Genomic DNA, 25,460 nt, shown 5'->3' with positions numbered 1-25,460 from the left:
CTCTTTTTGATCTTCGCAGGGGGCACGATATGCCTGCGCAGACAGCAGCGCGCCGTTCGTCGCGGCGCTGCGCCATTCACCGATTGCAGCCTCTGACAATCGTCGGGTTTTCCTAAGCTCCGCGCATGTCCGCAGCATCGCGGGCCATAGCCATGCGCGCCGAAGAGGCGAAATCGCTCCGACGCCATGGACTTTCAACAGGGAGTACATGAGATGAAGAAGACTGTTAGCGCGCGCCTGCTGGGCACCGGCGCCGCGTCCCTTGCCATGGGGGTGGCTTTGCTTTCGGGACCGGCGGCGGCGCAGGAAATTGTGAACGACGGCGCGGTGGGGGGCGACACCATCGTCGTCACAGGGTCACGTATCGCGCGCCATGACGTGGACGCTCCGGTCCCCGTATCGGTCGTGAGCAACACGGACCTGCAATATGACGCCGCGCAGAATATCCAGGACACGCTCAACGAAATGCCGCAGGTCGCGATCGGCCTGACGCGCGCCAATTCCAACTTTCTGATTTCGGGAACCGGCGTTGCGACGATCGACCTGCGCGGGTTGGGGGATTCGCGCACGTTGGTGCTCGTCAACGGGCGTCGCTTTGTCGGCGGCCTTCCGGGCGATTCTGCAGTCGACGTCAACAATATACCGACCGATTTCATCGAGCGCGTCGAGATCGTCACGGGGGGCTCGTCGGCCGTTTATGGTTCGGACGCCGTCGCCGGCGTCGTGAATTTCATCCTCAAGGATCAGTTCGAAGGGGTTTCGGTTCGCGGTCAGGCTGGCCTGACCGGCAAGGGCGACAACGCGCGCTACATGACGAGCGTCACCGCCGGCACGAGCTTTGGCGCGGACGATCGCGGCAACATATTGACCAATTTCACCTATGATCGCGATGCGGGGCTGTTTTCGCACAAACGCGCCCGCTCGGCGCAGGATTGCGCGGGCCTGATCTGCGGCCCCGCTTCCTATAGCAGCTATGCGTCGCAGGGCCGGTTTCAGCTCGTCGACGCCGATGGTCTCGCTAACAACGCCTATCAGAGCGGCAGCTTGTTCACCTTTGACCGTGGCAATAATGTCGTGACGGGTTTTCCGGCCGATGCGGGCTATAACCGCAACGACGATCGCTATATCTCGGTGCCGGTCGAACGTTATCTCGCCTCGGCGATCGCCAATTTCGATATTTCCGACAGTGCGAAGCTCTTTGGCGAGCTGACCTATGGCCGCGTGCGCTCGAACAGCCGGCTCGAGCCTTTTGCGCTCGACTGGACCGACGTCTATACCGGCGTCGACGATCTCGGTATGTCGATCGACAATCCGTTCATTCCTGCCGAGGTTGCCGCGGCGATCGCGGCGCGGAACAGCGATGCGGACCCCGACAATGACGTCGCCGCGATCCAGTTCCGTCGCCGCCAGAACGACGTGTTCGACCGCAGCAATGTCGTGCGTCGCGACACATGGCGTGCGGTTGCTGGCATCCGCGGCGATCTTGGTTCGAAGTTCAAATATGAAGCTAGTTATGTCTATGGCTACATGAACGACTACAACGCCAGCGAGGATATCGACAATCGGCGTTATCGCAACGCGCTGAACGCGATCCGCGTTGGTCCGGGCAATGTACTGGGCGTTGACATCGTTTGCGCCGACGCCGCCGCCCGCGCGGAGGGTTGTATTCCAATCAACCTTTTCGGCTATGATACGGCAGATCCGCGCGCGGCGGCATATGTCCAGGCGGTCATTCCCAAATCGCAGGAGATTACGAATCAGCAGCATGTGGCGACCGCAACGATCAACGGCACGCCGTTCGATCTTGGGGCGGGCGACGTCGGTTTTGCCCTGGGCTTCGAATATCGCAAGGAAAAGTCGGTCAGCGATTGGGATACGCTGACCAACACCGGCGGCAATTCGGGTAACCAGACCCCGGACCTTGTCGGCAGCTACACGGTCAAGGAAGTCTTCGGCGAAGTGAATGTCCCGCTGATCCGCGACAGCTTCGTCGACTATTTCGGCCTTATCGCGGCGGCGCGACTGTCGGACTATTCCACCGTGGGCAGCGTGCTGAGCTGGAACGCCGGCGCCGAACTCCAGCCGTTCGAGGGCCTGCGCCTGCGCGGCGTTTATGCCGAAGCGAACCGGGCACCGAACACATCCGAATTGTTCAGCCAGCCGTCGGAAACCTTTGCCTCGGTCACCGACCCCTGCAACGGCGTGACCGCATCGACATCGAACCAATATGCGGCCGCCTGCCGCGCGGTTCCGGCCATCCAGGCCGCGATCGCGGCGAACGGCGTGTTCGAATATACGCTGGCTGACCTGCAAGGCATCAACGGCTTTCAGGGCGGGAACCTGAATCTGCAGGAAGAAAAGGCGCGGACCTTCACGATCGGCGCGGTCATCACGCCGCTCCAGATGCGGAACCTGTCGTTGACCATCGACTATTACAACATCAGCATCGACCGCGCGATCAACACGATCGACCGCACCTATGCCATCCAGCAGTGCTTGCTGACGGACCTGCCGCTTTATTGCGACAATGTCGTCCGCAATGCGAACACGGGCCGGGTGACGCGGGTCGACGGTCAATTGATCAACGTCGCCGGATACAAGAACAGCGGTATCGACGTCGGCCTGCGCTACTGGACCGGACTGGGCATCGCCCCCGACGATCGTCTGTCGATAACGGCCAATTATACCTATCTGATCGAAAACTCGACCCAGGCCGACCCGGTCGCGCCGGTCGAGGATGCTGCCGGCACCTTCGGCCAGGCTTTCTCGCGCCATCGCTTCACCGGGCGGGCGGCCTATTCGGTCGATGATTTCACCTTCAGCTGGCAGACCAAGTTCATGAGCGGCGGCGATTATGTGCTGAACTTCACCAGCACCAATCCCGACATTCTCGCGCTGAACAAGATCGACGATTACTGGTTGCACGATCTGCAGGTCCGCTACGACATCGACCAGAAGTACAGCTTCTATTTCGGGATCGACAATGTGTTCGACACACAGCCGCCGTATCTGCCGGGTACTCCCTTCGGCACGCCGACGGGTCTCGAAACGGGCGATGCGTTCGACCTGTTCGGGCGCGCCTTCACGGTCGGCGTCAACTTCCGCTTCTGACGGGTCGCTCAGAGGCGGGAAAGGGGGTGGGTTCGCAGGTGCCCGCCCCCTTTCTTTTGGATTCCGAGGCATATATGACAACCACCGGATTTCTCTCGAGAATGCGCAGCCAATATCGTTCGGCTTGGTACCTCCTGGGCGTTTACACCTTCGCGCTTGCGGCCCTGACAGCCGGCGCGAGGGCGGATGCCCGGCCCGCGCCGAATGCTGGCGGTACGCATGGGGATAGCGAGGTCGCTGGCGCCGGCGAGTCCGCGCCTGCAAGCGCATCAAGCGAGTTCCCGCGCTACCTGCCGGTCGCCGGGGGCGAAGTGATCCTTCCGACGTCCGGTGCGCAGCGCGCGCATGACCTGTATCGCTTCGCTGCGGCGAGGCGAAGCGGGAACATCCTGTATCTATCCGGTGTGATCATCGGTCGCGGACCCGGCGTCGGGCGGGATGTCGAACAGTTCAAGAGCCAGGTGCGGCGCGCTTTTGTTCATCTGGAGACGACGTTGGCGGCAGGATGCGCCACATTCGGCGATGTCGTAAAGGTCACCAGCTTCCATGTGTGGGACAGTCCGGATTTTTCCGGGGGGCGCGATGCCCAATTCGCTGCATTCAGCGAGGTGCTCGGAGAATTTATTGCCCCGCCGTACCCCGCATGGACGGCGGTCGGAACGACAGGACTGCTTGCCGAGGGCGGCATCGTTGAAGTCGAACTCGTCGCCCATCTGGCTCCTGGAGACCGCGCATGTTCCCCGGCGTGACGTTATTGCGGGGCGCCCTCCTCGCAGGGGTGCTTTTGTTTGCGCATCCGAGTCAGGCGCATTCCATCCGCTTCTCGGAAAATCGCCCGACGGACTATGCCTTCCTTGATCTTTCCGCGGTGCCCGCAGAATTTGGCATGGGCGAATTCAGTCTCGAGTTCTGGATAAGGCCCGATCCGACATTCCCCGTCGGTTCGACGCTGCGAGGGACCTATGGCCAGCTGCGCAACTGGTCCGATGCCGACCCCGAACCCTATTCGAGCTCTGGATGGTGGCATGCCGGCAACTGGCTGCTGGACGGTCACACGCGGCCGCGAGGGTTTGGAGCCAGCGATACGCGCGAAGGGACATTTTCGCTTCAATTCTATGGCGGCGGGCGCCTGCGGTGGATGTTCGCGGATTCGGGCGACAACATGCCGCCGGGAATGGTGTATGCTGTGCAGGCTTGGCCCGCGGACGCGACACCCAGCCTACTCGACGGTCAATGGCATCATGTTGTTGCGATCAGGCGCTGGCGCGAGCCCGCGGGCGCCACCTTGGAACTGTGGATCGATGGCCGCCGGATCGCACAAACCGACATAGCTTTGCGCACCGACATGCGACGTTTCTGGCATGCGTTGCCGCATCCCCGGAATCCGCCCGGACTGGGCGGATGGAGCTTCGGCGCGGAAGTAATGACCGCATGGGGCCAGTTTTTCACGCAGTATGAAGATTATAAGGGCCTTCTCGACGATATTCGATTCTGGGGACGCGCGCTCGAACCTGTCGAGATCGAGCAACTGGCGAGCGGACGAACGGCAAAGCGTCTGCATCGCTTGTTGGCCCAGTTCACCTTCGATGAGGGGCGGGGAGATCACGCGATCGACACATTGGGTTCGGGTCTGCGCATGGCGATCCGGAACCGCCGTCCCGATACATGGTCGAAAGAAAGCCGACCCGAATGGCGGGCCGGCGAGGGGGGCGGCGTGACGACCAGCAGCGCTAGCCGGGAGCGGGTGGCTGATAATCCTTGAGTTCCGGAGTTACCGGTCGCTGCGGCGACGGCTGCTGGTTCGCGCGCCCCGGCATGACCGGCCCTTCATCGCCCTCCGGCGTGCCGCGCAGGCGGTGATCGGGGTTGGTGCCCCGGCGGCCGCCATAATCCTGCAACGGCGGACTGTTCGGCCGCTCGGCGGGAGGCTGCGTATCGGCGCGCCCCGGCATGACCGGCCCGTCGCCGCCCTCTGGCGTGCCACGCAGGCGATGATCGGGATTGGTTCCGCGGCGGCCGTCATAGTCGGAAAGTGGAGGGGTATTTTGCCGCTCGGCGGGTTCCGCGCGACGCGGAAGCTCTGAACGGTCGCGCTGGCGCGGATTTGTCGCGCGCCGATCGATCGATTCAAGTGCTTGCTGGCGCGCCCGATATTCGTTCGGGGCATTCTCGCGCAAAAATGCCTGATAGCGTTCTTCGGCAAGACGAACCCGCGCCTCTTCGCGTTCGACAATCCGGACGAGATCCTGATTCCCCGGATCGTCGTCGCGCCGGCGCATTGCATCGTCATATTGGCGGCGGGCCTCAAGCAGGTCGCGCTCGAGCGCGTCGCGTTCCTGCATGGGATTACGGTCCCTGCGAGGCGCTTCGTCCTGACGCTCCTCTTCGGGGAGCTTGCGCTTCACGGTTTTGCGGGCTGGCGGCGGCTGGCGCCTGCGGTCCGCGACATTGATGTCGAGTGTATCGTGATCGGGAACGAGCACGGGGCCGCCCATCCACCGGCGCGACCCCGCGTCGGCACGCAGGTCGCGGTTCATTTCGATCAGCACCCCCTCCCAATGCGCGAGCGCTGCGGGGTCGTCATTCTGCATCGCGCGCACGAAGTCGGGGTCGGCGCCCAGCTGTTGTGGCGCGAGCCCCTGCCAGCGCGCGATGACCTCAGGCGTGACCACCGAGCTTCCGGTCGCGCCCGCTTCGCGCGCGCGCCGGACCTCGCGCGGATCGATTTCCCCGCGCAGGCCCCGCTCCAGATTCTCGCGCGATTCCCGTCGGCTGTTCTCAACCTCGCGCCGCGATTCCGTCGCCGACTGGTTCGGTGTGGGTGGCGCCGATTGCGCGGCGGCGGGCAGGGGCAAGGCGATGCTCGCAAGCAGCAGCGCGCGGAGAGGCAGGAGCATGAAACATCCATCGTCTGATCGGGCGACCACGAAAAGACCGAGGGGCGACGAACGGCAACGGACCTTGCGACGAACGCGTCATCCAAACGACGAATGCATATTGCCCCGCCCTTCGGGCAGATCGCATTGCCGATCCGGCACTTTCCCTCTCAGTCTCTGGCGAAGGGGTTTCAGATAGGTGCGTCCTACCTGGACCGCGGCCCCGGACCGGAGCAGCAACTGGATATCGCCATATCCGCGGTCTCGGACCGAACTGATATGATCGAGCCGAACGATCGCAGAGCGCCGAACGCGAACATAACGGTCGTGACCCAATCGATCGTGCAGGGCGCCGAGGGTCGTGCGCAGCAGATAGGCTCGCTGCGCATTGTGGATATGGACATAGTCGCGCTCCGATTCCACGCGTTCGATGTCGCCGACGCGAAGCGGCACGAAATCGCTTCCCCGCAGCGCCCAGATTTCTTCGCGGTCGCGCGCGTCGCACCCTGTGTCCGGATCCTCGAGCAATTCCCCCAGCCGCCGCTCCAGTTCGCGTGCCTGTCCCGACATGCGCTGATGATGGACAAGCGTCTTGGCGCGGGCGATGGCCTGTTCGAGACGCGCATGCGTTACCGGTTTCAGGACATAATCGATCGCCTGTGCCCGAAAGGCATCAATGGCATGCCGGTCGAAGGCGGTCACGAAAATCACGAACGGGCGCAATCCGTCCATTCGGGTCAGCTTCGCCGCCAGATCGATCCCGTTGGTCCCCGGCATTTCGATGTCGAGCAAGACGATGTCGGGTCGTCGCTCTTCGACGAGCGCAACGGCTGCATCGGGATCGGTGCTCGACGCGACCAGCCGAGTGTCCGCGATATCGTGGACGAGAAATTCGAGGCGCGCGAGGGCGAGCGGCTCGTCGTCGACAGCAAGGATATCGAGCGGCATCGTGAAGGGCGCGGTCATGGCGCGGCCCCCGCTGCGCCAGGAAACCGCCTGTAGGGGATCGTCAATCGTGCGCAAAAACCGTCCTGGAACGACTCGGTTTCCAGCTTTGCGCGATCGGCACCGAACAGGGCGACGCGGTCACGCACATTGCCCAGGCCAATCCCCATGCCGTCCGTGAAGACTCGATCGGAAACGGGCGCTGTGGAAACACGCCTGTTGGTGACAGCAATGATCACAAGATCATGTGTAAGCCGCACATCGATCGTAAGCCGAATCGCTGCGCCCTTGGCGGCGAGGCCGTGTTTCACCGCATTTTCGGCCAGCGGCTGGAGGATGAATGCGGGGATGGCGGCGTCCCACGCGTCGGGAGTGACCGTGAAGGCGGCCGACAGGCGGTTGCCGTATCGCAATTGCTCGATCGCGAGATAGGATTCGGCCGTCGCAATCTCGCTCGACAGGCTGACGTCGCTCTCAGGATCCCCGACGATCGACGCGCGCAGGAAATCGCTGAGGCGGCAGATCATCGCGTCGGCGACCCGGTTTCCTCCGGTCGCCACAAGGGCGGCTATCGAATTGAGCGCGTTGAACAGGAAGTGCGGGTTGAGCTGGAGGCGCAGCGCCTTGGCTTCCGCGCGTCGATGCGCCGAAACCGCCTCGGTCTGACGCTCGATGGCGATCTCGACCGATTGCCGCGCGTGGAGGAGCGAAAGGGCGAGAAGGCAGCAAAGAAAATGCAGGGCATAGACATAGATGCCGAAACCGAATTGGCGATTCTCGGTCGGCACATAATCCGCCCATTCGGGAAAAAGCAGGGCGGCCCCGATGCGGACCGAGGAATAATCGACAATGCCCTGCACCATCGCGGCAAGAATGGCGGCGGGAACGAGGATCGCTGCGGTCGGACCGATGCCGAGGCGAACGACGTGACGGCGCAGGCGCTCCAGACTTATGGTCAGTGCAGGCGCCGTTGCCATCATTGGCAGGCTGATGACTATGTTGCTGACCAGCGTCGAGCGCCCGCCCATCCACATGATCAGGTCGATCGCGAGATAGCTGGAGACCCAGATCGACACGGCCAACGGGAATGCAGACGCCCCCGTACGGCTCGATATCCGCGACATTGAGAATGACTGGATCATGAAATTCCGTCCCCGCTCGCATTTGCGATGCGGCCGATTTCGCGCGCCCAGAGGTCAAAGGCCATGATGGATCCCTGATGGATCGCCGATGTTATTCTGAAAATTGGTCCTTCAATCATGGATTTGGTGCTCGGAGCGCTCGCGTTGATCGCGCGAGAGCGCCATTTGTCGCAGCGACTATCCCCCCGCTGACCGACGGCGGCCATTCCCTCGGATGCCATGTGCAGTCCCCGGTTGCGTGGCGATGTCGGGGTGCGCGGTTCCGCGTGTGCCCCGACATCACTTAATGTCAGCATAAAGGTCCACCCCCGTGAAATCGTCCCATTCCCGCGTCGCTCGTACCACCGCCTCCAAAACGTCCACCCGCACGCTGCTTCTGGCCAGCGCTGCCGGATTTTCCATCGGCTTGGTGCCGACGGTCCATGCGCAGTCGTCGGACCTGTTCGTTTATCTTCCCGAAGGACAGACACAGCAGGGCGACGTCGAAGTGCCACAGGGCGACAGCCGCATCGTGCTGGACATGAACGGCGGGCGGCTCGACCACGCAACGGGCAACGTGAACCTCGGCGCGACGGCGAACAGTCCGGCGCTGCTCACTGGCGAGCTCGGCATGCAATCGGGCGTCGACGATCTGTGGCTGCGCGCGCAGGGCACCACGACCGCCAGCGTGTTCGAGGGCACCGCACGGCTTGCCGACGGCCGAACCTTTGGATCGGTCGGCTACGAGGCGTCGGGCAATGATTCGGTGCTGACCCTCACCGCGCCATCGGCCGGCGGAAACAACGAAATGGAGCAGACGCTCCGCCTCGGCGGTGACGGCCGCATCATCGTCGAAGCCGTTGTCAACACGACCGGCACGCCCGACCGGAGCGCGATCGTCGTGTATGATGCCTCGACGTCGCGCGGACTTGGCGAGGGCGGTGATGGCAAGATAGATCTTGTCATCCGGGCAAATATATCGGGCCAGGCCAATAATAGCGAAGCACTCGTCGATGCACGGGCCGCCGACAGTGTCACGGTCGAGAGCAACACGACGATCAGCACGACGAGCGGCTATGCGCTGAACGCAGGTGATGCTGAAACCGTTGTGGAAGCATCGGCGTTCGTCCAGATTCGCGAGACGTCGCTGGCGACGGAAGAGGGATCGGCCGCAATCCGCACGACGAGTTCGGTCGACAATCTGGGAACCATATCGGGCATCAATACACGCGTGGCGGGCGGCACCAATGCGCAGGCAATCGACGCGACCAACGCGACTATTACCAACCGCCGTAACGGCGGACAGGTCGGCAAGATTCAGGCGTCGGGCGATGCGATCCTGACGCGGGGCAACACGCTGATCGTCAACGACGGCGAAATCTCCAGCCTGTTCGGCGCCGCTGTGCAGGCCCAAGGTATCAACTCAAACACCGTGCTGCGCAATGGAGCGCAAGGTCTGATCCGCGTCGGCGCCGCGTTTGAAAGCACTGGGACCAGCACGACTGCCTATCAGGGCGTTAATGGAACCGACGTCATCGTCAACGAAGGGCAAATCGCCGGAAACGTCGACCTTAGTGGCGGGAACGATATCTTTCTCGTCAAGGGGAACGGCTCCATCACGGGAACCATCAGCGGCGGGGCGGGCGACCATGATGCCTATGGACGCTCTTATTCGGAGACCGCCACGGTCGCGCTGGCGGACAATATACTCAACGTCGACGGGCGCAGCGGTTTCGAAATGCATGGCATCGAGGCGTCGGGCGCCGATACGACGGTAACCGTCACTGCCGAAGGCACGCTGTCGAACGGCATCCAGATGATCGGCGACGGGACGGTCATCAACGAGGCCGATATCTCGGCGGGAACGGGCTACGGCGCCTATGTACGCGGGATCGCCAATGTTCCGGGCGGCGGTATATTCATCAATCGCGGAAACATCAGTTCGAGCAACTATGCACTGATGGGCGAGGATGTCAGCGGTCGCATCGTCAACGAAGGGGCGCTCAGCGGTAGCCTCGGCGTGCGGCTCGATATCGGCGAGGATGCCGAAGGCGATCTCGATTTCGTCAATTCGGGGACGATCTCGGCACTGTCGCAGAACAGCTCCGGTCTCACCGCCAATATAGAGAACGTCGGCCACCTCGCGCGTTTCGTCAACAGCGCCACCGGTAGCATCTTCAACAATACGGCGGGGTCGAACGCCGATTCGCTTTTCGGTCTCAACATCCGGTCGCGTGCCGGACGTGTTGAACTCGACAATGACGGGGAGATTTGGGCAGCGAGCCGCACCGACGGCGGCGCACGGATCGAGGCGCGGTCGATCGACGTCGACAACAGCGGGACGATCGAAGGACGCGGCGCGGGCGGCAGCGGGCTGACGATCATTGCAACGGGAACCTCGGAAAGCGGCGATCCCGAAACCGTTGCATCGGTGCGCAACAGCGGTACGATTCGCGGCAACGGCGGCGGCACGGACATCGACGGCGGCACGGGCCTCGCCTATGGCTTTGGCGCGCAAATCCATGGCGATAATGCGATCGTCGAACTGGAGAATGACGGGACGATCGAATCGACCGGCGCGGATTCGGTGGCGGTCCTTGTCCACGCCAATAATCCCGATGGCGCATCGCGTGCGTTTTTCCGCATGGTCAACCGCGGGACGATCCGCGGGAGCGGCACCGACACCGTGCTTGCGGAAAATGATCTCGTCCGCCGCACCGCGATGGATGTGCCGGGCGCGATCAGCGACAGTAGCTATGAGCGGGTCGTCGCCAGCGCGATCCAGACCTATGGCACGACCGATCACATCGTCAACCAAGGCGATATCATCGGCAACGTCGACCTTGCCGACGGCGACGACTGGTTCGAGAACCGCGGCACCGTCGAGGGCGACGTCCGGATGGGCGAGGGCGACGACGCCTATGTCATTGCGCTCGGCAGCACGCTGACCGGCTCCGCTTATGGCGGCGACGGCACCGACACGCTCTTCATCGATGGCAGCGGCGATCAGAACGGCCGTCTAGATGCCGCCCACTATCGCGAATTCGAACGCATCGCGGGACTTCCCGGCGCGCAGCAGGGGACGGGCATCCTGTCGGTCGTCGGCGATTTCGACGTCGATACGGTCGGCCTCGCCAATGTTTCGATCCAGATCGACGCCGGCGACACGGTCGGCAGCCAGGGCCAATATATGTTCACCGGCAGCGACGGGGCCGAACGCATTACGAACAATGGCACGATCACTGGCAGCATCGACCTTGGTGCGGGCGACGATATCGTGGTGAATTCGGGCATCGTCCAGGGTGACGTACTGCTCGGCGCTGGCAATGATCGCTATGTGGCGCGCGCGGGGAGTGTGATCGAGGGGCTGCTCGACGCCGGCGACGGGATCGACACGTTCGAATTCCTGCTCGCGGACGATACGGGCAATCTGCCGAGCGGGTTGATCGGCTTTGAATCCTATGCCGCGCGCGGGCAGGGAACGATCAACGTCACGCTCGATCAGGATATCGACACGATCGAACTGCTCGACGGTGCGAACCTGATCCTCAACGACGGAACCGGGACGATCCAGAATATCGTCGGCGACGACAGCAACAATATCGTAACGGTCACGGGCACGCTGGCCGGCGGGGTCAACCTCGGCGGCGGTGACGATACGCTCAACCTGACGCTCTCGGGCATCCTGTCGGGCGCACTCGACGGCGGCGCGGGCAGCGATACGCTCAACCTGACACTCGCCGGCGCCTCGACGATCAACGGCATGAACGGGTTCGAGGTCGCCAATATCTTCGGCGAAGCGCAGCTCACGCTCGGCAGTCTCGGCGCGGGGCAGACGGTCAATTTCGACGGGTCGAGCAACGAGCTGATCATCGCGTCGGGCGCGGCGTTCGATGGCATAGTCAATGGCGGCGACGGCCGCGATCTGCTGCGCATCCAGTCGGGCGCCGAGGATAGCCGCACGGTCGTCGCATCGCAGATCCTGAATTTCGAGGACCTGGAATCGGAGGGGCCGGGGACGCTCGCGTTGACCGGCGGCGCCTACAGCTTCCAGACTGTCAGCGTCGACGGCGCGCTCGAACTCGGCGCGAACACCAGCCTCGCGTCGGCGGACGGCGTGGTCTTCGGCGCGGCCGATAACCGCTTCCGTCTCGGCAGCGGCGCGACGGTGACGGGCGGCGTCGACGGCGGCGCCGGCGACGACCTGCTCCAGCTCGAACAGGGCGAAGGCATAGTGCGGGCGCTGTCGTCGGTCGGCGCGACCAATTTCGAGCGGCTCGAAAGCTCCGGCGCTGGCGAACTGCGCATCGACACCGACGCGCTCTTCGATCTGGTGTCGATCGACGGCGGCCTGACGACGATCGTTGCGGGGACGACGCTGACCGCGCCGGTCGTCGGCGGCGGCGGCAACGACACGCTCGCGGTGCTTGGCACGCTCGTCGGCGATGTCCATATGGGCGCCGGCGACGATCGCCTGATCCTTGCAAACCTCGATCCCGCCAACAGCTATGCGGGCGGTGCGGGCGCCGACACGATCGAGTTCCGCACGGCGGCCACCTATGAAAATCCGCTCGAATTCAATGGCGACGAGGTCTCGGACTTCGAAAGGCTCGCGGTCAGCGGCGGCGTGGTATCGCTGACCGGCGACACCAGCTGGGACGGCGTGGCGATCACCGGCGGTCGCCTGATCGGTCAGGCGGGGACGACGATCACCTCGTCGTCGGCGATCCTCGTTGGTGCCGGTGCGACCTTCGGCTCGGCGGGCACGGTCAATGCCGACATCGACGTGCGCGGCACGCTGTCGCCGGGCGCCTCGCCAGGCACGATGACGGTGAACGGCGACGTCATCTTCCGTACCGGATCGAACCTGCTGCTCGAATTGACCCCGACGGTAAGCGATCTGCTCAATATTTCGGGCACGATGACGATCGAACAGGGCGCAGCGGTCGATATTACCGGCGTGCTGCAAGGAGCGCCGGGCGAACTGCTCGACCTCGTGGTCGCCGAGGGCGGCATCGAGGGGCGCTTCACGACAATCAACAAATCGGACACGATCTTCGGCTTTGTCGTCCAGAACGGCAATCGCCTGCAGATCCGCAGCGAGTTCGAAAATGACGCGGCCTATCCGTCCAATGTGCGGACCAGCATCGACTATTCGAACCAGGTGCTCCGCGGCGGATACGGCGTTCAGGCCTATACCGATGCGTTGAATGTGCTGACCGACGCGGAGGGGCGTGCGAACCAGACGGCCTTCGCACAGCTGACGGGAGAGGCTTATGCCTCGGCGCTCCATATCGGTACCGACGCGGCGCTGACACTGTCGAACAGCACGCGCCAGATGGCCGCTTTCGCACCGGTCCGCGACGGGCTGTTCGTCTTCGGACAGGCGGCATTCGGCGATGGCAAGCTGCGCGGTAGCGCCCGCACCGGCGCTTCGGCGGGGCAGACCAGCACCGACGGCGTGCTCGGCGGCGTCGGATACGGCTTTGGCGAGAGCGGCCAGGCCGGCCTGTTCATCGGCTCGCTCGACACGCGTCAGAGCATCGGCGCGCTGGGCGCCGAGACCAAGGCCGACGGCTTTGCGGTCGGTGCGTATGCCAATGCGCGTCTTGGCGGGTTCGATGTCCATGCGATGCTGGCGCGCGTCGGTTCCGACGCGACGACCAGCCGTTCGCTGCTTGCCGCTCCTTCGGCCACCGCGGTCGGCCGCTATGACCTCGACAGCTGGGTCGCCGATCTGACCGTCGATTATGGCATGACGGTGGGTGACCTGCGCGTCGCACCGCGCGCCGGACTGACCTATGTCGACACCAAGCGCGAGGCCGTCGCCGAAAGGGGAGCGGGAGCTTTCGCATTGTCGGTCGACGAAAAGCATATGCGGGGCCTCTATGCCGACCTCGCGTTGCAGCTCTCCTCGACGATCGAGGCAGGCGGCACAGCCATCACGCCCTATGTCGAAATGGGCTACCGCTTCACGCTTGACGGCATGTCGGCGACCGCGACCGGCGGCTTCACCGGCGCGCCCGGCGAAGCCATGCGGGTCGACGGCGCACGGCTCGACCGCAGCGCGGCGAACCTTGCGGCCGGCGCATCGATCGACCTGGCTCCGGCGGTTCGAGTCAACGTCGGTTACAGCCGCGATCTTGCCAAGAGCGATCGCGGCACCTTCACCGGCGGTCTCTCGATCCGCTTCTGATCAGTTCTCCGGCCCCGGACATCCGCGAGGGTGTCCGGTTTCGGCCCCGGTCGCGTTTCGGCGGCCGGGGCTGCTTTTGAATATCGCTCGTCGCGCCGCTCGGCCGTTCGTCGCGTGCACGCTTCAGCTTCGCTCGGCGGCGCGGCAGGCCCCGGTCGATCCGCGGCCGCCCGTTTTTCCTCGATGCTGCCCTGCCGGATCCGACACAGAGGAGTGATTTATGAAATGCCTGATGTGGGCGGCCCTGTCCGCCCTGATTCTCACCGTGCCGGTATCGGCCGCGGACCCCAAGGATTCGGAACAGCAGACGGCCGCCGCACCGGCACCGGGCGAGCAAGACGTCGCCAAGGCTTGCAAGAAGAAAAAGAAGGGCGGCCTCGGCGGCTTGCTTCGCGCGGCGCGCAGTTCGGGGCTGGTCAGTGTCGTGGCGGGCAAGGCCGGAACCGGCGGCGCGCTCGTCAACTCGGCGGTCAATACCACGATCGATGTCGCCGACGCCACCAAACGCATGGCGCCGCCGTCGCCGCCGGAGAAACCGAAATGCTGAAGCGTTCGATGGTGCTGCTCGCGGGCGGCGCCGCGCTGCTCCTCGCAGGCTGCAGTTCGAACGCAGGTTCGGACTCGGATGACACTGCGGCTGCGCAAAAGACCAGTCTCGGCGTGCAGGGGGAGCCGCTGCGTGCCGGGCTCTATCACGTCACCCAGACCGGTGACGTCGATATTCGGGAGGAGCGATGTCTGAAGGCCAGCGACGTCGAGGCGGGGCGTTTTGCCGTCACCGACATGACCGGCGACGGCTGGACGATCAATACCAACCGGATGTCGGGCGGGATGATCGAGATTGCGGCGCGCCATCCGTCGGGCGGCCGTCTGGATATCGAGGGGACGTTCGAGAAGGAATCCTTCGAGCTCGAAGGCACGCTGGAGCTGAAGGTCAATGGCGAAGCACACGTCGTTCGCACAAAGCAACGTGGGGAGTTCGCCTCGCCGACCTGTCCCGAAGGCATGGGCTGACGGGGCGGCGTCGCAGATGAGCCTTGATGCCCCCCACCGCCTAGCGCTTGTGGCGGCGTTCGCCGCGCTGTTCCCGACAGCTGCGTCGGCGCGCGACTGCGCCGATCCGCTGCAGACCGCCGCCGAAGCCGTGTCGGGCTTGCCGGGTGACATCCCCTATCAGATCCCGGACCAGCTTCAGGAACTGTATAATGAGGCATCGGAACTGACCGAGAGCGATCCCGATGCCTGCCTCGTAATCGTGGGACGAATGAATGCGCTGATCGCGCGGTACAGATCCGGCGGTCCGGCTCCCGAGATCGAGGAGGTGGATCTGCCGGACCAGCGAGATGCGGAGGTCGTGCTCTCCGACTTGCGGCTCGACGATCAGGAACGGCTTCGCCGGCGGATCGAACGGGCGTCCGATGACGATGGGCGGCATTTGCAGGCGGTCGGCGATTATCGCGATGCCGCACGTGTATATGCTGCGACGATGCGCGCCTTCTCGGTGTCGCAGCACTCCCGCCCGTCCGAACTGTCCGAGATCGACACCGCGGTTGCCGAGATTGATGCGCTGACACGCGCGTTCGAAGAGATCGTCGTCCTCAACGCGCCCAACGACGTCATGCATACGCGGCTGGAGGACGCGGTGCGCAGCGTCGAAGAAGCACGCCGCGCACTCGAGCGCGCCTGGCAGCGCTACCACGCGCGCAAGGCAGCCGAAGCCGACGATTTCATCGCGCCGCTGACCTCCCCCGGTTTCCAGCCAGCGCCGCTGGTGGGTGATTTCATCGCGCCGCTGGGCGATGCCGAGACGCGCGCGGCACAGGTTCGCCTGCGCGCCGCCGAGCGCGCGCTGAAGCAGGTCCGTAACAGCTGGGATCCGTACATCCACCGCATCGACTGGCCGTTTCTCGATATGCGCGACGGCTACAAGCAGGCATTTCAGACCGAGTATAAGGGCTTCGAAGCCGAGATGGCGGCGTTCGACGCGACGCTCGATGCCTATGCCCCCGATCGGATCGCCGAATTCACCCGGCGCCGCGTCGAACTGACCGCACGCCACGAACGGCGGCTCGATGCGATTTTCGAACGCTATGCCATTCGTTGAACGGAAAGGCTCCGCCATGCTCAGGCTTTGCATTCTTGCTGCTGCAGCGATCGCATCTGTCCCCTCCCATTCGCAGGCACCGGTGAGGAACGCTGTGGTCGGACAGGCTCTCGACGAGCAGGGTCGGCCCGTCGCCGACGCCGAAGTGACGGTGCGCTATCAGTCGAACCCGGGCGGTGTCAGCATCAGCCGTTCGTCGCGAACCGATCGTCAGGGGCGTTATCGCATCGATCTGCGCCAGCCTCCCGGGGTGTGGACAGTCCATGCAAAGGCGAGGCTGATGGTCGACGGAGCCGCGTTGACGGTCGATCTCGTGTCCGACAATGCCTCGCCATTTGCGGGCCATGCCGGTGCGGTGCGCAATTTCCGGTTGCGTTTCGCCGAGCAGACCGCGGACGATCCCTATGGCGTCGGCGGTATGCTCGTCGTCAATTCGGCGATCGGCGACTATACGCCGCTGGCTGAGGTGACGGTGACGCTGCACCCGGTCGGCGGCGGCGCGCCGGTCGAGCGCAGCTTGCGCAACACGGGCGAGGGGTGGGTTCTAACGGGGTTGCGACCGACATCCTATCGGGTGACAGCGAGCCATAGGGGCCAGCCGATGCTGGTGAGCGCGGCGCTGACCCCGCAGCGCGATTATAACTGGAAACCGGAATATGTCGGCGGTTTCGAACGGACGGGGCCCGGCATTTACCAGATGCGGATCGAGGTCCGCAGCCGCTGAACCGGTTCAGTCGAGGTTGATCAGCATCAGGTCGCGATTGTCGGCGATCAGTTGCGGGGTGACGATGCTGCCGTCGGTGGCAATCGCAAAGGGAATGCGCGGTGCCTGACGCAGCGGCGCCAGACGCCGGCTCGCGCCATCCCAGCCCGTGATCCACAGTTCGGCGCTCGGGCCCTCGCCACGGACATGGACGATGCCGTCTTCGCGTGGCGCCCAGGCTTCGAGGCCCGCGACGTCAATGCGCGCGGGAAGTGCTCTCGGGGCGCCTGACCGCGGATCGAGTTCGACAATGGCGCTTTCGCCGGCGCGGCGCGCGAAAAGCCGCGCCCCCGCACGTTCGACGATTGCTATGCCGCGGCTGCCGGGCACGGGCGATGCGCGGCCTGACACCGGATCGAGCGCGATGAGATGCCAGCCCGAGCCACTGACGGCCGTGAAGAATAGCCGCTTTCCATCGGGGCCCCAGGTGGCACGCCCCTTTGGACCTCCATCGCGGGTAAGCCGGGTCAGTCCCGACCCGTCCGGCCGGATCGAATAGACGTGCGTCCGGCCGTCCACCACGCCGAGGAAGATGGCCCGCTGGCCATTGGGTGACCAGCGCGGTGCATAGACATAGCTTGCTTTCATGTCGCTCAGCCGAACGATCCTGCCGTCCGGCCGGTGCGCCCATATCTGGTTCGTCCCGCTGCGATCCGACGCGAATAAAATCGTCCCGTCGGCGCGGGCGTCGGGATCCCAGTCGGTGCCTTCGCCAGTTGTAATAGGCGAGCTGGCGCCGCCCCCGGCGCCGATACGCGCGAGATTGGTCTGAATGCGTCCCGTCTCCACCGCGATCTGCCGGCTTTGCCGGTCGACCGACATGCGGCCGAGTGGGAGCATGCCCAGCGTGACGCGGCGGGGATCCGATTCCTGGACGGCATCGATTGCCCACAGGCCGAAGTCGCCGCCGCGATTGCTGCTGAAGAACAGCGTGCGCTCATCTTTTGCCCAAGTAAAACCCGCCGCTTTCCATCCGTCGCCGGTGAGTGATCGCGTTTCGCGGGTCGATACGTCCAGCATATGGATCGAATCGCTGCCCATGGCGGCGGTGCGGCGGAAGGCAAGCCGGCGTCCGCTTGCCGATACGGCGGGTGCCGAATCGCCAAGCATATCCACGGGCGGATTGGTCAATGCGCGCGAACGGCCGCTGGTCACGTCGATTGCGACGAGCCGCCGCGCCCGGGCGCCTGCTGGCCGGTGTCCGACGATCAGTTCGTTCGCGTTGAGCCAGGCCAGACCGGCGTAGGGATCGCTGCAAGCGCTGATGACCCGTTCCGCACCGTTGGGCGGCGTTATCATCACAATCGAGCATTGGCCGGCTGCGTCCTCGCGCAGGAAGGCAAGGCGGTCGCCGTCGGGGCTCCATGCGGGCGCGGATTCGTCGGCGTGCGGCGTGTCGGTTATACGCACGGGCGTCGCGTCGCCGACGCTGACGTTGCGCAGATAGATATCGCGCGGCACCCAGAACCCTGGCCCCGCGGAATAGGCAACTGCGAGTCCGTCGGGCGACATGGCGGGGAACATCTCGACCCCGGCTTCCTGCGTCAGCGGCCGGACCCCGCTCGCTGACCATGTGTGCGGCGCGCCGACATAGAGGGTAAAAGCCCCGACAGTACCGCAGATCGCAAGGACCGCGACAGCAGCGACCGCCTTGGTACGAAAGGAAACGGGTGACTTGGCCCGCGCTGGAATAGGTTCCGGAGCCGCTTCCGGCGTCTCGATTTCGAATCGCAGCCGGTAACCGACCCGCGGAATCGTATCGACCGAAATATCATCTGCGCCGGCGAGCGCCTTGCGAAGCTGGCTGACGCTGCGGTTGAGCGAATCATCGCCGACGATCCGTCCTTCCCAACAGAGTTCCAGCAGCTCCTCGCGGCTCACGACACGCCCCTCAGCCCGGTGCAATGCAACGAGAACCTGCATCACCCGCGGTTCCAATGTGGTGACCTCGCCGCCACGGCGTAGCTCCAGCGCCGCCGGAGTGACTTCCAGCGTTCTCAACTGGAAGGGCGCCTCGATCGCGAGTTCGATCGGGCGCGCCGGGATGGAGGACATCTCGTTCATCGCCGCCTGGAAAGTGTCGAAGGACAAATCGTCAATCGCACCCTGCGTAGCGGGTCCTGCGGTCGATGAACAGGTGTCGTTGGCGGGTTGCATGCGCCGCGCCAACCCCCTGCCGGGGCGGGGCCAGCTCAAGGTCCGGGCCTTGCCGGCGGTGATGCGGTGAAGGGCCTTCCGACCGAGAGCGTGGCGTCGAACCCCTTGCGACTGCTGCCCGCTGACACGCCGCGTTGCCCGGTTTCTCCGCGAGCCGTCAAGGGACGCGGACCGCATTCTTCCGGCGTCCCTTCGGCCGGGCGGCGGCACGCCCATATCTCGCCACCTGCCACGTCGAAGGAAATGGTAACGGTCCGATCCTCGGGCAGAAACTGCGACATGGCCGGGAAGGGAGATCCGAGCGAGGTCCATTCGCTTTTGCCCGCATGACCGTTACCCGTCAGCGCGATGACGGGTGCCGCCGGCCGTGCCTGCTTCGCCGCCAGCAACAGGGCCGCCATCCCTTTTTCGCGAGCTGCCGAGGTCCCCGGTCGTTCGCTCGGATGATCGAAGGCGACCACCGCCATGTCGGGATGCTTCGTCTTCAGCCGGCGTAGCGTTTCGACAAGATCGAAGATGGCGCGGCTTGCGCGTCCGTCGCGGATCGACCAAGCGGGTGATGCGAGAAGGGCGATTTTCGCCGCTTCGTTTCCGTTCGAAGCGAGATAGGTGTCGAGCGCGGCCTGCTCGGCGGGCAGGAACTCGATCCCGACGGTCAGAGGTTCGCGCATCATCGCGAACGCGCAGACGATGTCGGCAAAGGCGGCCGGCAACTCGGCCGTGCCATGCGCTTCGCCCACGATGATGAAGTCGGGGCGAACGGTGTAGCGAAAGGCCTCGACACCGGGCATCGGCGTGCAAAACGCACCAGCGTCCGCAGGTGTCGCAGCCGGCGTCGCGGTAGCTGTCAGCAAGGTAAGGATGATGTTTTTCACTTGATAACTCCGGGGTAAGGCAGGTGATGCCGGTCAGATATTCACCGTCAGCGACAGGCGAAAAGCGCGCCGGCTAGGCCGGTCGAGCAGCTCGGACCGCGCCGCGACCCAGCTGTCGGCGCCGAACAGGTTCGTCATCCGTGCGCGGATCGCCATCTTGGTCTTGCCGATGTCGAATCCCTGCCGCAGCCCGATGTCGACGGTCGTCAGCGACGGCGTACGCAATTCGCTGCGCGAAGAGGCGCGCCTGCTCGACGAATGGTTCACCTGGCCGTCGAACGACAGGCCCTCAACCGCCGGAACAGCATAGGTGAGGCCCGTCATCGCCTGGAATTTCGGTAGCCCGACTGCTTCCTTGGACCAGGCGCCGGTTTGCACCGGCTCCCCGCTGCGCCGCGCGTCGAGATAAACGGCGCCTGACACGATGCGCAGGCGCGGCGTCACATTGCCGACCATCGAAAGCTCGACGCCGCGGTGCCGCAATTCGCCGAACAGGCCATAGACGTTGTTCGCGTCGAAACCGGGGGCCGCCTTTTCAATCGAGAAGAGCGAGCCGATCAATGTCAGGCCGTCGGTCAGGCGACCGTGAAAACCGAGCTCCCGCTGCGTCGAGAGCGCTGGCGGCAGCACGTCGTTGCGGTTTGCGGCATTGTCGGGAGCGGCGCCCGATTCCTCGAGACCGCGCGTCGCGCTCGCGAAAACAGTCCAGTCGGGCGCGATCGCAAAGGCGATCGAGGCATCATAGAGCCAGGGTTTCTGCGTCGTCGATTCCCGCGGACGGGCGGGCGCGGCAATTTCGCGCCGATGCCAGCTTTTCTGAATGCCGCCCTTCAGCCGCAACCGGCCCATCGTCGCTTCATAACCGAACGCGCCGCTGATCTGATCGATCGAATCGAGGGTTGTCGGCAGTGGTGGCAGATCGGGCTCGGGCGAGGGGGCGATGCCTTCGCCGAGATCGAAGGCGCCGAGCTCGACCGAAACGCCGGGTGCGAAGCGGTTGCGCGTCTGGCGGCCGCGCAGCTCGGCATAGAGGCGGTGGTCCGCGGCGAGACGCCAGCTTCCGCCGAGCGAGGCTGACCAGGTTTCATTATTGCGCGGCCGGTTCGCAAAGCCGGTTGCCCGCCCCAGACCGTCCTCGTCGACGACAAGCTGGGTGAAGTCGGCGCGATCGAGGTCGAGCCGCGAGTAGATGAGCGAACCCGTGACGTCGAAAGCGTCGTCCAGCCTCGCGGAACCGAGGACGCCGATGTTGAGGTCGGCGCCGTCATGATCGCTCCAGCTCGTCACATAGCGGCGTGGGTGCTTCATCTTGCGCGGCAGCTTCGCGCCGCTCACGCTGACGCCGTAGAAGCCTTCGAGGTCGAAGATGTTGAGCGACGCGAAGCCGGTGACGCTGGTTCCGTCGACCGGGCGCCATTCGGTTACGGCTCCGAACCGGTAATATTTGGGCGACAGGCCCGAAGAACTCTTGCCGAGCAATGCCTGTGCACCGACGAGCCCGGCAAGACGGTTGTCGGCGCTCGTCTGTGCTAGGCGAAGATCATAGGAGTGGCCGCCATAATCACGCAGCATGACCTCGACATGCACGGGCGACGCGTCAAAGGGCGACCGCAGGCGATATTCAACGACGCCTGAAGGGGTGGCAAAATCCGTATCGAGCGCGTTATATCCAACGCGTGTCACGACGCCTGAAAGGATCGTGTCGATTACCCCGCCCGATTTGGCAAAATAGCTGTCGTTGATCCGGTAGTTGCCCGCGTCCTGGAGGTTGAAGCCGCGAACCTGCGTCTCGGTATAAAGCCCGATCTGCTCGACGCCGATACGGACGCCGAATGCGTCTGCTGCTCGTTCGACCGCGCGTTCGTCGGTCGTGTCCACGGTCTGGGCGTGAACGGGAAATGCTGCGACGGCGACCGCAGCCATCATCGCGCGGCCGACCAGCCACGGGGATTGGAAGTACATCTTTGCCTCGGCGTTGAACGGGGAAACTGCCGCTGCCGCTATCGGAACTGCGAGACGAGCGCGATGATGGCGCGCTGATGATATTCCGATATTTTTGGGATTAATTTCTCCGCTTCGATGGACGAGTCCTATCCCAGAGCCCTGCTGCGCGGCGTCGGGGAAACCCGGGGGCAGGTTCCAGATTGTGGATCATGACGGAAAGATATTCGAAGTCGTCCCAGAAAGCTGAAGCCAACACCCTGATGATCAATTCGGGCTGTTGTGACGAATGCGGCGTCGTTGTCACGATGCATGAGTCAGCTTGAGTTTGACGCGAGCGACCTGCGGGTCTTCATGATGGAGCGGGGACAAAGTCAGGAGGTCAGCGTGCTCAGCGTCTGGACCCAATCGATGCCCTATGGAAAGGATCCGGAGGGATTTCACTGGGGCAAGGATATCGTGTCCGCGACGCAGACCGGGAATACGATCGATTTGAAGTTCTTGAAGGCCAAGAATATTTCGAGCATCTACCTCGGCGACGAAGCCATGGCGAAGCGCGTCATCTATGCGATCAACTATCTTCGTATCGAGTGCGATCCCGCCGCCAACACGGGATTTTGATCCGCAGAGATGGTGCGTACAGGGTTGGCGGTCGCGTTAATGGTTTCAGCGTCCCTGTGGGCGGAACGGGGGGAGCCGCAGACACCGCCCCGGCCCGCATCGCAGCTACAACACCTACATCAGGGCAGCGCGGCTGGGCGGAAGATGTCCTACTATTATGATCTGCTCCGCCACGCGGGCGCGAAGCACAAATCCGAGTTGTGGGACCAGGTAGAGAAACAGCCGTTGCGCGCGTCCGGCACAGCGGCATAATCGGCGCATGCCCAGCGACACCGATTATACAAGAATGAAGCGTTTGGCAGATCTCGCCTTGGCTCATGGTACGGCATTCGCTTATGCGCCATGGCTCCTAGCAAAAGGCGGTGGCCTGAAAGCTCAGGCCAAGTCGGCGCTCGGAACGTTTCTTGCGGAGGCCCAAGCTTGGCCGGAGACCGTTAGACGGGATTTTATTGTCTGGCTGGACAGGGCTCGCCAAGAATTTAACGACAGGAAGGCGATCACGCCGCACCCTGTGATGACCAAGCTCGTCTTGCCCACGCTGCAAGTCTGGATCGCGAACGAGCCGGATGCGGCTTGGCCCCATATTCTGTTGGGACGGTTCCATGACTGGAAGCTCGATGCCGTTCCTCCCGAGGTCCATTTTCGCGCGGCGCTGCGGAGAGACCCCGCTATCACAGAAGCTCAGCGCGGCCTTGCATTCGCGCTGGTGGACATCGTCGAATATAATCAGCATCATTTGCCCGGTGCATATTTCGGCGATCGCGCGGAGGACGTCGCTCGCATGGACGAGGTCCTCATCCTGTCAGGGGCCGTGCCGGACGCGGGCGAGTCGGCATGGCTGAACCGTCGGGCCAGGACGCTGAGGGGACACGCAGCGGGCGAGACCGTTTCTCTGGGTGCTGCTTCCTACCCGTTTGACACAGGCCGTCCTCAGTCTTCCCCTTGACGCTTACACGCGACGTTTCCTGTCAGCTTTTCAGAAATTGTTCCCAAAAGCGGACGGTCTTCAAGCGGCCAGTCGTCGACATTCGCCGGGCCGGCCCGGTAGCTCGGTAGAGGCTGACACGCTAGCGTCGTTGCCCAGGTTCAGTCTTGTCGGCCAATCCTGATCTCGTCACCATTTGAACGGTCGATCGGAACGCCAAGGCCGTCGCGAACGGCGACCGCAAAGCCATCGGGGTCATCGATCCGAAAGACGCCGTCGAACCGTTCGCGGCCGACGGCCGGATCGACGATGACGAGCTTGCGCTCATTGTAGCGGTTGAATTCCGCGACAGCATCCGCGATCGGATCGTCCACGAAATCGACACGGCCGTTACGCCAGGCGAGGGTGCGCTCGATGGCCGCGAGTTCCGCAGGAGCACTTTTGATAGCGGCGTTGTCGGCGACGAACGCGCGCTGGCCCGCGGTGAGCCTGATCTTGTTGCCGCTGGCGCCATCCGCCCATGCCTCGACCACGCCTTCAGTCACGAGGATGTCGGCGCCATTGTCACGGCGCCGGACCGAAAAGGCAGTGCCAAGAGCCTGAACGCGGATCCGGCCAGCTTCGACGATGAAGGGACGGTTCTTGTCCTTGGCTACCTGGAACCAGGCCTCGCCCTTCTCCAGCTCGACCAATCGCTTTGCTTCGGCCAGCCGTACGCTGATCCGGCTGGCGGTGTTGATCGCTGCGGTTGAACCATCGGCGAGCGGAACCCTGCGTATCTCTCCAACACTGGTCGCATAAACGGTTCCGTCACGCATGATCAGGACGGCGCCAACGACGGAAGCTGCGAGTGCCGCGCCTCCAGCGAGCATGGATCGGCGGCTGAACCGTCGCGCGTGCGCAACCTCCGCTTCGGACATGGCCATGTCGTCATTGGCCGCTGCCGTATCGGACTGGTCCATTGCCATCCACATCGCCTGCGCCTCCAGAAAGGCTCCAGCGGCCTTCGGTTCTCCGGCCAACCAGGCCTGAAAGGCAGCTTCCTCGGTCGGACTCCAGTCGTCGGCGTCCATACGTACAACCCATTGCCATGCATGGGTGTCCAGCTCGTCCCGCGACGCGTTCATGACCTGGCTCCAAGTCCGTGAGGGCCTTTGTTGCGGCCGCCAGATTGATCCTCCGTGTCGATCCTCATGTCGCGCCAGGCCCGCTGAACGGCCAGCATGCCCTGGAACAGATCATTCTCAACCTTGCTCTCCGTGATACCGAGCCGCGCGGCGATCTCCTTTTGCGACAATTCATCGAATTTCCGCATCTCGACGACGCGGCGGCGGCGCTCCGGGAGAAGGGCAATGAAGGCGCGCAGGCTGCTCATCTCCATGCGGGCCGCGACATGGCGCTCCGGTGAGGGAGTCTCGTCGATAAGGCCTGCGACCTCGGATTCGCTGAGGCCGTCGATTGGAATGATCTTGGCCCGCTTCATCCGGCGTGCCACGAGGTTGCGCGCCATCGTGAAGAAATAGGCATCGGGGCGTTCGATATGCTCAACCTCGTCCAGCATGGCGAAGCGGCAATAACAATCCTGGATCACTTCATCGATATCCTCGGGGGAAAGTTGGGATCGCCTCAGCCAGACTCGCACGAACCGTTCGTGCGGCATGACCATGCTGGCCACCCACTTCGCGATCCGCCGACGGTCTTCGAGGCTCCTTTGAATTGACGTCGTCGTTCCCCCTCGCGCGATAAGGCGCCTCACAAGGATAAGAGACCTGACCGCACCATTCTCCTTTTTTTATTTTATTTTGCGGATCGGCACAAAAAAGGG

Annotated in this window: 18 protein-coding genes; 10 read left to right on the top strand and 8 right to left on the bottom strand. The window is 63.9% G+C overall.

The features are described from left to right. Window positions 1-213 precede the first annotated feature (213 nt). From VN047_RS09190 to VN047_RS09180, 3 genes are all read left to right on the top strand, one after another. Window positions 214-3,111 (top strand): TonB-dependent receptor domain-containing protein, encoded by a 2,898-nt coding sequence (locus tag VN047_RS09190; RefSeq protein ID WP_325541956.1) that lies wholly within the window; start codon window positions 214-216, stop codon window positions 3,109-3,111. Between the two features lie 74 nt (window positions 3,112-3,185). Next, entirely contained in the window at window positions 3,186-3,860 is a 675-nt protein-coding gene (locus tag VN047_RS09185; RefSeq protein ID WP_325541954.1) for a Rid family hydrolase, read from the top strand. Continuing rightward, on the top strand, window positions 3,845-4,873 hold the full coding sequence (locus VN047_RS09180; RefSeq protein WP_325541952.1) for a LamG-like jellyroll fold domain-containing protein: 1,029 nt from the start codon (window positions 3,845-3,847) through the stop codon (window positions 4,871-4,873). The genes VN047_RS09185 and VN047_RS09180 overlap by 16 nt, the downstream gene beginning before the upstream one ends. Here VN047_RS09180 and VN047_RS09175 read toward each other — a convergent pair. From VN047_RS09175 to VN047_RS09165, 3 genes are all read right to left on the bottom strand, one after another. After that, complete coding sequence (locus VN047_RS09175) at window positions 4,842-6,008, bottom strand: hypothetical protein (RefSeq protein ID WP_325541950.1); 1,167 nt, start codon at window positions 6,006-6,008, stop codon at window positions 4,842-4,844. The two genes, VN047_RS09180 and VN047_RS09175, sit on opposite strands and share 32 nt — an antisense overlap. A gap of 78 nt (window positions 6,009-6,086) precedes the next feature. Further along, window positions 6,087-6,953: a LytTR family DNA-binding domain-containing protein gene (locus VN047_RS09170; protein ID WP_325541949.1), complete on the bottom strand. Its 867-nt coding sequence runs from the start codon at window positions 6,951-6,953 to the stop codon at window positions 6,087-6,089. Next, a complete protein-coding gene (locus VN047_RS09165) occupies window positions 6,950-8,074 on the bottom strand; it encodes a sensor histidine kinase (RefSeq protein ID WP_325541947.1) in 1,125 nt (374 codons plus the stop codon). The genes VN047_RS09170 and VN047_RS09165 overlap by 4 nt, the downstream gene beginning before the upstream one ends. Before the next feature lie 409 nt (window positions 8,075-8,483). Between VN047_RS09165 and VN047_RS09160 the strand changes: the two genes are divergently transcribed. The 5 genes from VN047_RS09160 (at window position 8,484) to VN047_RS09140 (ending at window position 17,077) form a co-directional block, all read left to right on the top strand. After that, complete coding sequence (locus VN047_RS09160) at window positions 8,484-14,249, top strand: autotransporter domain-containing protein (protein ID WP_325541999.1); 5,766 nt, start codon at window positions 8,484-8,486, stop codon at window positions 14,247-14,249. A 220-nt stretch (window positions 14,250-14,469) separates the two neighbouring features. Further along, window positions 14,470-14,796, top strand: a complete 327-nt coding sequence (locus tag VN047_RS09155) for a hypothetical protein (RefSeq protein ID WP_325541945.1) — start codon at window positions 14,470-14,472, stop codon at window positions 14,794-14,796. Further along, window positions 14,790-15,263, top strand: a complete 474-nt coding sequence (locus VN047_RS09150; protein WP_325541943.1) for a hypothetical protein — start codon at window positions 14,790-14,792, stop codon at window positions 15,261-15,263. The genes VN047_RS09155 and VN047_RS09150 overlap by 7 nt, the downstream gene beginning before the upstream one ends. Window positions 15,264-15,279: 16 nt before the next feature. After that, window positions 15,280-16,353, top strand: a complete 1,074-nt coding sequence (locus tag VN047_RS09145; protein WP_325541941.1) for a hypothetical protein — start codon at window positions 15,280-15,282, stop codon at window positions 16,351-16,353. A gap of 82 nt (window positions 16,354-16,435) precedes the next feature. After that, entirely contained in the window at window positions 16,436-17,077 is a 642-nt protein-coding gene (locus tag VN047_RS09140; protein WP_325541939.1) for a carboxypeptidase-like regulatory domain-containing protein, read from the top strand. A gap of 6 nt (window positions 17,078-17,083) precedes the next feature. On the opposite strand, the gene VN047_RS09135 is transcribed toward VN047_RS09140, so the two are convergent. The 3 genes from VN047_RS09135 to VN047_RS09125 are packed head-to-tail and all read right to left on the bottom strand — an operon-like array spanning window position 17,084 to window position 22,110. Then, on the bottom strand, window positions 17,084-19,273 hold the full coding sequence (locus VN047_RS09135; RefSeq protein WP_325541938.1) for a winged helix-turn-helix domain-containing protein: 2,190 nt from the start codon (window positions 19,271-19,273) through the stop codon (window positions 17,084-17,086). Window positions 19,274-19,308: 35 nt separating this feature from the next. After that, a complete protein-coding gene (locus VN047_RS09130) occupies window positions 19,309-20,148 on the bottom strand; it encodes a hypothetical protein (protein WP_325541936.1) in 840 nt (279 codons plus the stop codon). A gap of 33 nt (window positions 20,149-20,181) precedes the next feature. Beyond that, on the bottom strand, window positions 20,182-22,110 hold the full coding sequence (locus tag VN047_RS09125; RefSeq protein WP_325541934.1) for a TonB-dependent receptor domain-containing protein: 1,929 nt from the start codon (window positions 22,108-22,110) through the stop codon (window positions 20,182-20,184). A gap of 291 nt (window positions 22,111-22,401) precedes the next feature. Here VN047_RS09125 and VN047_RS09120 point away from each other — a divergent pair, with 291 nt between their 5' ends. Continuing rightward, window positions 22,402-22,710 (top strand): hypothetical protein, encoded by a 309-nt coding sequence (locus tag VN047_RS09120; RefSeq protein WP_325541932.1) that lies wholly within the window; start codon window positions 22,402-22,404, stop codon window positions 22,708-22,710. Between the two features lie 259 nt (window positions 22,711-22,969). Then, entirely contained in the window at window positions 22,970-23,656 is a 687-nt protein-coding gene (locus tag VN047_RS09115) for a hypothetical protein (protein WP_325541930.1), read from the top strand. Between the two features lie 140 nt (window positions 23,657-23,796). Here the strand turns inward: VN047_RS09115 and VN047_RS09110 are convergent, their stop codons facing one another. Further along, on the bottom strand, window positions 23,797-24,762 hold the full coding sequence (locus tag VN047_RS09110) for a FecR family protein (protein ID WP_325541928.1): 966 nt from the start codon (window positions 24,760-24,762) through the stop codon (window positions 23,797-23,799). Further along, the gene (locus VN047_RS09105; RefSeq protein ID WP_325541997.1) at window positions 24,759-25,301 is read right to left on the bottom strand and encodes a sigma-70 family RNA polymerase sigma factor; all 543 of its coding nucleotides are present in this window, start codon (window positions 25,299-25,301) and stop codon (window positions 24,759-24,761) included. Before VN047_RS09105 ends, VN047_RS09110 begins: the two co-directional genes overlap by 4 nt. Window positions 25,302-25,460 lie beyond the last annotated feature (159 nt).

Origin of the sequence: Sphingopyxis sp. (genome assembly GCF_035565275.1) — a bacterium.
Lineage (GTDB): Bacteria > Pseudomonadota > Alphaproteobacteria > Sphingomonadales > Sphingomonadaceae > Sphingopyxis.
Note: the sequence above shows the minus strand (reverse complement) of the source record. Positions and strands in the feature narration are given on the sequence as shown.

What these genes read in the sequence shown, in the direction of transcription:
- VN047_RS09105 (WP_325541997.1), bottom strand. Translation starts at nt 25,301, where the DNA reads ATGGTCATGCCGCACGAACGGTTCGTGCGAGTCTGGCTGAGGCGATCC.
- VN047_RS09155 (WP_325541945.1), top strand. Translation starts at nt 14,470, where the DNA reads ATGAAATGCCTGATGTGGGCGGCCCTGTCCGCCCTGATTCTCACCGTG.
- VN047_RS09125 (WP_325541934.1), bottom strand. Translation starts at nt 22,110, where the DNA reads ATGTACTTCCAATCCCCGTGGCTGGTCGGCCGCGCGATGATGGCTGCG.
- VN047_RS09115 (WP_325541930.1), top strand. Translation starts at nt 22,970, where the DNA reads ATGCCCAGCGACACCGATTATACAAGAATGAAGCGTTTGGCAGATCTC.
- VN047_RS09165 (WP_325541947.1), bottom strand. Translation starts at nt 8,074, where the DNA reads ATGATCCAGTCATTCTCAATGTCGCGGATATCGAGCCGTACGGGGGCG.
- VN047_RS09185 (WP_325541954.1), top strand. Translation starts at nt 3,186, where the DNA reads ATGACAACCACCGGATTTCTCTCGAGAATGCGCAGCCAATATCGTTCG.
- VN047_RS09180 (WP_325541952.1), top strand. Translation starts at nt 3,845, where the DNA reads ATGTTCCCCGGCGTGACGTTATTGCGGGGCGCCCTCCTCGCAGGGGTG.
- VN047_RS09120 (WP_325541932.1), top strand. Translation starts at nt 22,402, where the DNA reads ATGAGTCAGCTTGAGTTTGACGCGAGCGACCTGCGGGTCTTCATGATG.
- VN047_RS09150 (WP_325541943.1), top strand. Translation starts at nt 14,790, where the DNA reads ATGCTGAAGCGTTCGATGGTGCTGCTCGCGGGCGGCGCCGCGCTGCTC.
- VN047_RS09145 (WP_325541941.1), top strand. Translation starts at nt 15,280, where the DNA reads ATGAGCCTTGATGCCCCCCACCGCCTAGCGCTTGTGGCGGCGTTCGCC.
- VN047_RS09135 (WP_325541938.1), bottom strand. Translation starts at nt 19,273, where the DNA reads ATGCAACCCGCCAACGACACCTGTTCATCGACCGCAGGACCCGCTACG.
- VN047_RS09110 (WP_325541928.1), bottom strand. Translation starts at nt 24,762, where the DNA reads ATGAACGCGTCGCGGGACGAGCTGGACACCCATGCATGGCAATGGGTT.
- VN047_RS09170 (WP_325541949.1), bottom strand. Translation starts at nt 6,953, where the DNA reads ATGACCGCGCCCTTCACGATGCCGCTCGATATCCTTGCTGTCGACGAC.
- VN047_RS09190 (WP_325541956.1), top strand. Translation starts at nt 214, where the DNA reads ATGAAGAAGACTGTTAGCGCGCGCCTGCTGGGCACCGGCGCCGCGTCC.
- VN047_RS09175 (WP_325541950.1), bottom strand. Translation starts at nt 6,008, where the DNA reads ATGCTCCTGCCTCTCCGCGCGCTGCTGCTTGCGAGCATCGCCTTGCCC.